We start from the raw sequence: 6858 nt of genomic DNA on the forward strand, positions 1-6858 counted from the left end.
CGTCGGTCGTCGCCTGCATGCGGTGCTGGGCCCGGGACCGGACTGCCGGTCCGCGCGGCGGTCTTGCTCGCGACCGCCGGGTTTGCTGGGCACGGCCTGCTTGTGGCCCCGCGGCGAGAGCCGGGCCGTCGGTGCGGGCGGCGGTCTCGCTTGCGACCGCCGGTTCGCCCGAGCCGAGCCGCCGGCGCGTTCTCCGATGCTCGCCAAACGACGTGAATGACTCATTCATGTCGTCCGACGACATGAATGAGTCATTCAAGACACCGGACGAGCCGCGATCTCGGTGCAACCTCCCGGACCCGCCGCCGCATGTCTTCCTTCGCCAAGTCACCGAGCGAAGGAGCCCGACCCCATGCAGGAGCAGAACCCGGCGGAGCGGAAGCAGGGCTCCGGCCGCTGGTGGATCGTCGGCGTCGCCGGCGCTTTCGTCGTCGCCGCGCTCGTCGCGACCCTGCTCATCTTCACTGGAAAGGATGAACCCGCGGTCGCGAACGCGCCCGTCACCACCCAACCCGCGGGCCAAAAAGAGCAAAAGACCGCCCAGGACCCCGCGAACCTGAGCCTCCCCGGCGGCGGCACCGCGAAGCTCGTCCAGGAGGACCTCGACGCCGACGGCGCCCTCAAGATCCCCGAAGGCCTCGGCGAAGCCGCCTGGTGGGGCGCCAAGCTGGGCGCCGACCACGGCGTCGCCCTGCTCTCCGGGCACGTCAACTGGAAGGGCAAGAAGGGCCCGTTCATGGAACTCTGGCAGGTCAAGCAGGGCCAGGAGATCAAGCTGACCGACACCGCCGGCGGCGCCTGGGTCTACCGGGTCGACGCCACCGAGACCGTGCACAAGACCGACCTCGCCGGCCGGTCCGAGCAGCTGTTCGACCCCGATGGCCCGCACAAGCTGCTGCTGGTCACCTGCGGTGGCGAATACGTCGGCGGGACCGAGGGCTACGAGGACAACCGCGTCGTCACGGCGTCGCTCGTGTCGCGGCCGTAGCCTGCGCGTTAACCGCTGGGCCCCGGCGGATACCCTGGACGTTCTAGTCCGATAACCGTCCCCGCATGCTTCCGGAGCGTGGAGTGCCCACGAACACCATCGATACCGTAGTCAGCCTGTGCAAGCGCCGTGGTTTCGTCTTCCCCAGCGGGGAGATCTACGGCGGTACCCGCTCGGCGTGGGACTACGGACCGCTCGGGGTCGAGCTCAAGGACAACATCAAGCGCCAGTGGTGGAAGACCGTCGTGCAGGGCCGGGACGACGTCGTCGGCCTCGACTCCTCGGTGATCCTGCCGCGGCAGGTGTGGGTGGCCTCCGGGCACGTCAACGTCTTCACCGACCCGCTGATCGAGTGCCTGTCCTGCCACAAGCGGTTCCGCGCCGACCAGCTCGCCGAGGAGTACACCGCGCGCAGCGGCAAGGAGACCACCGAGGACGACCTGTCCGACGTGCCCTGCCCGAACTGCGGCACGCGCGGCAAGTACACCGAGCCGCGGGACTTCAACATGATGCTGAAGACCTACCTCGGCCCGGTGGAGTCCGAAGAGGGCCTGCACTACCTCCGCCCGGAGACCGCGCAGGGCATCTTCGTCAACTTCTCCAACGTCCAGACGACGTCGCGGAAGAAGCCGCCGTTCGGCATCGGCCAGATCGGCAAGTCCTTCCGCAACGAGATCACGCCGGGCAACTTCATCTTCCGGACGCGCGAGTTCGAGCAGATGGAGATGGAGTTCTTCGTCGAGCCGGGCGAGGACGAGCGCTGGCACCAGTACTGGATCGACGAGCGCACGAACTGGTACACCGATCTCGGCATCAAGGCCGAGAACCTGCGCCACTACGAGCACCCGAAGGAAAAGCTTTCGCACTACGCGAAGCGCACCGTCGACATCGAGTACCGCTTCGCGTTCAACGCGGGCCAGGAGTGGGGCGAGCTGGAAGGCATCGCCAACCGCACCGACTTCGACCTGACCACGCACTCGAACCACTCGGGTCAGGACCTGTCGTTCTTCGACCAGGCGTCGGGGCAGCGCTACCGGCCGTTCGTGATCGAGCCGGCGGCCGGTGTCGGCCGCTCGATGATGGCGTTCCTGGTCGACGCCTACCACGAGGAAGAGGTGCCGAACGCCAAGGGCGGCACCGACACCCGCGTGGTGCTCAAGCTCGACCCGCGGCTTTCGCCGTTCAAGGTCGCGGTGCTGCCGCTGTCGCGCAACGCCGACCTGACGCCGAAGGCCAAGGAGGTCGCCGCGACCCTGCGCAAGCACTGGAACGTCGACTTCGACGACGCGCAGGCGATCGGCCGCCGCTACCGCCGCCAGGACGAGATCGGCACGCCGTACTGCGTCACGGTCGACTTCGACTCGCTGGAGGACCAGGCCGTGACCGTGCGCGAGCGCGACTCGATGTCGCAGGAGCGCATCGCGATCGACAAGCTCGAGTCCTACCTGGCGGCCCGCCTCATCGGCTGCTGAACCGCGCCCGGGTCCGGGTACCCCTGACACCTGTCACGGCTAGGTCGTGACGCACGGTCTGGGGTCCCGGGCCCGTCGCGCGGCAGCCTGGAGGCATGCGAGAAACAGACATCCAGGCGGTGGCGGCGGGGGCCGCGATCCACCTCACCGGCCTGCGCAAGCACTACGGCGACGTCCACGCGGTCGACGGCCTCGACCTGACGATCGCCCCGGGCGAGGTGGTCGCCCTGCTCGGCCCGAACGGCGCCGGCAAGTCCACCACCGTCGACATGATCCTCGGCCTGACCAGCCCCGGCGCCGGCGAAGTGCGCGTGTTCGGGCGCAAGCCGATCGACGCCGTCCGCGCCGGGCTGATCGGCGCGATGCTGCAGGGCGGCGCCCTGATGGACGACCTGACCGTCGGCGAGACCGTCGGCATGGTCGCGGCCCTGCACCGCCGCCCGATGCCGGTGGCCGAAGCCCTGCGCGCCGCGGGTGTCGAAGAGCTGGCCGGCCGCCGCGCGAACAAGCTGTCCGGCGGGCAGAAGCAGCGCGTGCGCTTCGCCGTCGCCCTGGTCAGCAACCCCGACCTGCTGATCCTCGACGAGCCGACCGCGGCGATGGACGTCGGGACGCGGCGCGAGTTCTGGCAGTCGATGTACTCGTTCACCGAGTCCGGCCGCACGGTCGTGTTCGCCACGCACTACCTCGAAGAAGCCGAGGAGTTCGCCGACCGCGTGGTGCTGATGCGCCGCGGCCGGATCGTCGCCGACGGCAGCGTCGCCGAGGTCCGCGCGCTGGCCGGCGGCCGCACCCTGCGCGCCGCCGTCCCGGGCGCCACCGAAGCGCTGATCGCCGCGCTGCCCGGCGTCAAGGAGTTCGAGCTGCGCGGCGACCGCGTCGCGATCTCCAGCGCCGACTCCGACGAGACGCTCTGGGCGCTCAAGGCCGCCGTCCCGGCCGTGCACGACGTCGAAATCGGGGCCGTCGGCCTCGAAGGCGCCTTCCTCTCCCTGACCGCCGACGAGACCGCGGAGCCCGTCCGATGAACGCCACCTACCTGCTCACCGAGATCCGCCGGAACTTCCGGGCGCCGCGGTTCCTGATCTTCGTCGTCGCCTTCCCGGTGCTGATGTTCCTGTTGCAGGCCAACGTCTTCACGAAGGCGGACGCGCCGGACCACGCCACGGTCACCGCCGTGATCATGATCAACATGATGACGTTCGGGACGTTCGCCGCCGCGACGAACAGCGGCGCCCGGCTCGCGCTCGAACGCGCCGTCGGCTGGCAGCGCCAGCTGCGCCTGACCCCGTTGACCGGCAGCGGCTACCTGGCGGGCAAGGGCATCTCCGGGATGCTCGTGGGGCTGCCCGCGCTGGTGCTGGTGCCGCTGCTGGCCGTGACGATGCAGGGCGTGCACCTCGACGCCGCGGGCTGGGTCCGGATCTTCGCCGGCGTCTGGCTCGGCACGATCCCGCTGGTGCTGCTCGGGCTGCTGCTCGGCCAGTTCGGCACGCCCGATTCGATGCAGCCGGTCAACATGATCGTCACCCTCGGCATGGGTTTCCTCGGCGGCCTCTGGATCCCGATCGAGTCGATGCCGGGCTGGATGCACGACGTCGCCCAGATCATGCCGACGTACTGGGTGCTGCAGGTGGCGCGGCCCGCGGTGACCACGGACATGGTGGTGTCGCTGCCGACCGCGGCCGGCGTGCTGGGGGCGTGGGCGGTCGTGCTCGGGGCGCTCGTGATCAGGCGTTACCGTAAGGACAGCGCCCGCGTCTGAGGGCCGGAAGAACGAGGAACGGCGATGGCGAAGCGCAAGTTCGGGCTCGACAACAAGGAATCGTGGTGGGAGGACCCCCTGCCCGATGCCGGGCGCCGCGGCGGCCCGAAGGGCCTGCGGTGGTCGGTCATGTCGGTGGTGTTCCTCTTGCCGTTCCTCGTTCCGGTCACGCGGGGCCTGCTGGCCGAGCCCGGCGTTTCGGTCGAGGCCGTGCTCACCGGCGTGCTGATCTACACGTACGCGTTGTGCTACGCGATCTTCCCGTTCTTCTTCCAGCGGGAGCGGCCGGTGAAGCTGGCCTTCGGGATCACGATGAACGTCCTGGGGGTCGCGACACTGGCGACGACCAGCGCGAGCGGGTTCGTCCTGCTCTACGGCACGGCGGTGCTCGTGTTCCTGCTCCCGGCCGCCTGGTCGGTGATCCTGGACGTCGGCGCGGTGGCCGCCGGCGCCGTCGTGCTGCTGGTCGAAGGCCGGTTCCTGGCCGACTACGGCGACCTCATCACGGTCGCCTCGGTGACGCTGGCGATGTTCTTCATGGCCAACCTCGTCCGCGCGGTGCGGCGGCTGGAGCGGGCCAACGAGGAGATCGCCACGCTCGCGGTGGCGAACGAGCGCCAGCGCGTCGCCCGCGACCTGCACGACCTGCTCGGGCACAGCCTCACCACGATCACCGTCAAGGCGGGGCTGGCCCGGCGGGTGCTGGAGAGTTCCGGCGACATCCCGCGCACGGTCGAGGAGATCCGCGAGATCGAGAGCCTCACCCGCAGCGCGCTCTCCGACGTCCGCGCGACGGTTTCGGAATACCGCGAAGTGTCGTTGTCGGCGGAGCTCGTCGGTGCGCGGGCGGCGTTGCGCGCCGCGGAGATCGACGCCGACCTGCCGCACGCCGTCGACAACGTCCGGCCGGAGCTGCAGAACACCTTCGGGTACGTGCTGCGCGAAGCCGTCACGAACGTTTTGCGGCATTCCGGCGCCAAGCAGGTGAAGGTGCGCCTGGGCGACACCTGGCTGGAGATCGAGGACGACGGGCGGGCCACCGGCGTCGTCGCGGGCAACGGCCTGCGCGGGCTTTCCGAGCGGCTCGCCGCCGTGGGGGGCGCGTTGCGGACGTCCGCCCGGCCCGGGGGAGGATTGCTGGTGCGGGCGGAGGTCCCGCAGCCCGAACCGCGCGCGGCCGCTCCCGCCGTGCGCGCCGAACCCGCGGGAGGACTCGCTTGATCCGGGTACTGCTGGCCGACGACCAGGCCATGGTGCGGGGGGCGCTGGCCACCGTGCTCGGGCTCGAAAGCGACATCGAGGTGGTCGGGCAGGTCGGCTCGGGCGACGAGGTCGTCGCCGCCGCGCGCGAGGCGAAGCCCGACGTCGCCCTCCTGGACGTGCAGATGCCGGGCAAGGACGGCCTCGAAGCGGCGGCCGACCTGCGGGCCGCGCTCCCGTCGTGCCGGGTGATCATCTGCACCACGTTCGGCAGGCCCGGCTACCTGGCCCGCGCGATGGCCGCGGGCGCGGCCGGCTTCGTCGTCAAGGACGCCCCGCCCGAGCAGCTCGTCGAAGCCGTCCGGCGAGTCCACAGTGGACTCCGGGTGGTGGACCCGGCGCTGGCCGCGGAATCCCTCGCCACCGGGGCCAGCCCGCTCACCGGGCGGGAACTGGACGTGCTGCGGGAGGCCAAGGACGGCGCCACGGTGGCCGACGTGGCGCGGGCCCTGCACCTGTCGGAGGGCACCGTGCGCAACCACCTGTCCGCCGCGATCGGCAAGACGGGCGCCCGGACCCGGGCCGAAGCCGTCCGCGTCGCCGAGGAGCGCGGCTGGCTCTGAGCGGGCCGCCGCGTTCTGACAAGATGGGACGGGTGGGTACCGCTGAACGCACCAAACCGTCGCTCGCGAACTGGGCGCGCCGGATCGCCTTCGGCGTGGTGCTCGTGGTGCTCGCGCTCGTCGGCGGTACGGCGTTCCGGGTGTGGCAGGTCGCCCGCGAAAACGACCGGACGCCCGCCGACGTCATCGTGGTGCTGGGCGCGGCGCAGTACAACGGCAGGCCGTCGGACATCTACGCGGCCCGGCTGGTGAAGGCCAAGCAGCTCTACGACGCGGGCGTCGCGAAGACGATCGTCACCGCGGGCGGCAAGAAGGCCGAGGACAACTTCACCGAGGCGCGGGCCGGCCAGCTGTGGCTGACCCGGCACGGCGTCCCGGCGTCGGCGACCCTGGCCGTCGGCGAGGGCAGTGACACGCTGCGGAGCCTGCGCGCGGTCGCCCAGCAGGTCGAGGCCCGCGACTGGCACACGGCGGTGCTCGTCAGCGACCCGTGGCACTCCTTCCGCGCCCGGACGATGGCCGGCGACCTGGGGCTGGACGCGTGGACGGCGCCGACGCACAGCGGGCCGATCGTGCAGGAGCGCGTCACCCAGGTGCGCTACATCGTCCGCGAGACCGGCGCGCTGCTGTACTACCGGCTGACCAAGACCCCGGCCGACGACCTGTTCGCCACCTTCCTGGGCTGAGGTTTTTGTCGGTGCCGCCGCTTAAGCTGAGCGGGTGGGTTACACCGAACACGACATCGCGCGCCTGCTCCCGGAGCCGGCGAAGGCCGCGGCGCTGCCCGGCGCGCGGGCGGACGGGCGCAGC

Annotated in this window: 7 protein-coding genes; all 7 read left to right on the forward strand. The window is 71.0% G+C overall.

Annotated features, from left to right (window positions below):
- The first annotated feature begins 352 nt into the window (after positions 1 to 352).
- The 7 genes from G3I65_RS51220 to G3I65_RS51250 all read left to right on the forward strand — a co-directional run bounded on the left by G3I65_RS51220 (position 353) and on the right by G3I65_RS51250 (position 6734).
- Positions 353 to 988: a class F sortase gene (locus G3I65_RS51220; RefSeq protein ID WP_160703199.1), complete on the forward strand. Its 636-nt coding sequence runs from the start codon at positions 353 to 355 to the stop codon at positions 986 to 988.
- An 83-nt stretch (positions 989 to 1071) separates the two neighbouring features.
- The gene (locus tag G3I65_RS51225; RefSeq protein WP_160703201.1) at positions 1072 to 2460 is read left to right on the forward strand and encodes a glycine--tRNA ligase; all 1389 of its coding nucleotides are present in this window, start codon (positions 1072 to 1074) and stop codon (positions 2458 to 2460) included.
- Between the two features lie 95 nt (positions 2461 to 2555).
- A complete protein-coding gene (locus G3I65_RS51230) occupies positions 2556 to 3488 on the forward strand; it encodes an ABC transporter ATP-binding protein (RefSeq protein WP_166641637.1) in 933 nt (310 codons plus the stop codon).
- Complete coding sequence (locus tag G3I65_RS51235) at positions 3485 to 4225, forward strand: ABC transporter permease (protein ID WP_160703203.1); 741 nt, start codon at positions 3485 to 3487, stop codon at positions 4223 to 4225. Before G3I65_RS51230 ends, G3I65_RS51235 begins: the two co-directional genes overlap by 4 nt.
- A gap of 24 nt (positions 4226 to 4249) precedes the next feature.
- On the forward strand, positions 4250 to 5446 hold the full coding sequence (locus G3I65_RS51240) for a sensor histidine kinase (protein WP_160703205.1): 1197 nt from the start codon (positions 4250 to 4252) through the stop codon (positions 5444 to 5446).
- Positions 5443 to 6048: a DNA-binding response regulator gene (locus G3I65_RS51245; protein ID WP_086864637.1), complete on the forward strand. Its 606-nt coding sequence runs from the start codon at positions 5443 to 5445 to the stop codon at positions 6046 to 6048. Before G3I65_RS51240 ends, G3I65_RS51245 begins: the two co-directional genes overlap by 4 nt.
- Positions 6049 to 6080: 32 nt before the next feature.
- Positions 6081 to 6734 carry a YdcF family protein gene (locus tag G3I65_RS51250; RefSeq protein ID WP_160703207.1) on the forward strand — a complete coding sequence of 218 codons (654 nt, stop codon included), beginning with the start codon at positions 6081 to 6083 and terminating at the stop codon, positions 6732 to 6734.
- The last annotated feature ends 124 nt before the right edge of the window (positions 6735 to 6858 follow it).

Source organism: Amycolatopsis sp. SID8362 (assembly GCF_010550475.1).
Classification (GTDB): domain Bacteria; phylum Actinomycetota; class Actinomycetes; order Mycobacteriales; family Pseudonocardiaceae; genus Amycolatopsis; species Amycolatopsis eburnea.

Coding starts and splice junctions, on each gene's coding strand:
- G3I65_RS51220 (WP_160703199.1), top strand. CDS start 353: ATGCAGGAGCAGAACCCGGCGGAGCGGAAGCAGGGCTCCGGCCGCTGG.
- G3I65_RS51230 (WP_166641637.1), top strand. CDS start 2,556: ATGCGAGAAACAGACATCCAGGCGGTGGCGGCGGGGGCCGCGATCCAC.
- G3I65_RS51235 (WP_160703203.1), top strand. CDS start 3,485: ATGAACGCCACCTACCTGCTCACCGAGATCCGCCGGAACTTCCGGGCG.
- G3I65_RS51240 (WP_160703205.1), top strand. CDS start 4,250: ATGGCGAAGCGCAAGTTCGGGCTCGACAACAAGGAATCGTGGTGGGAG.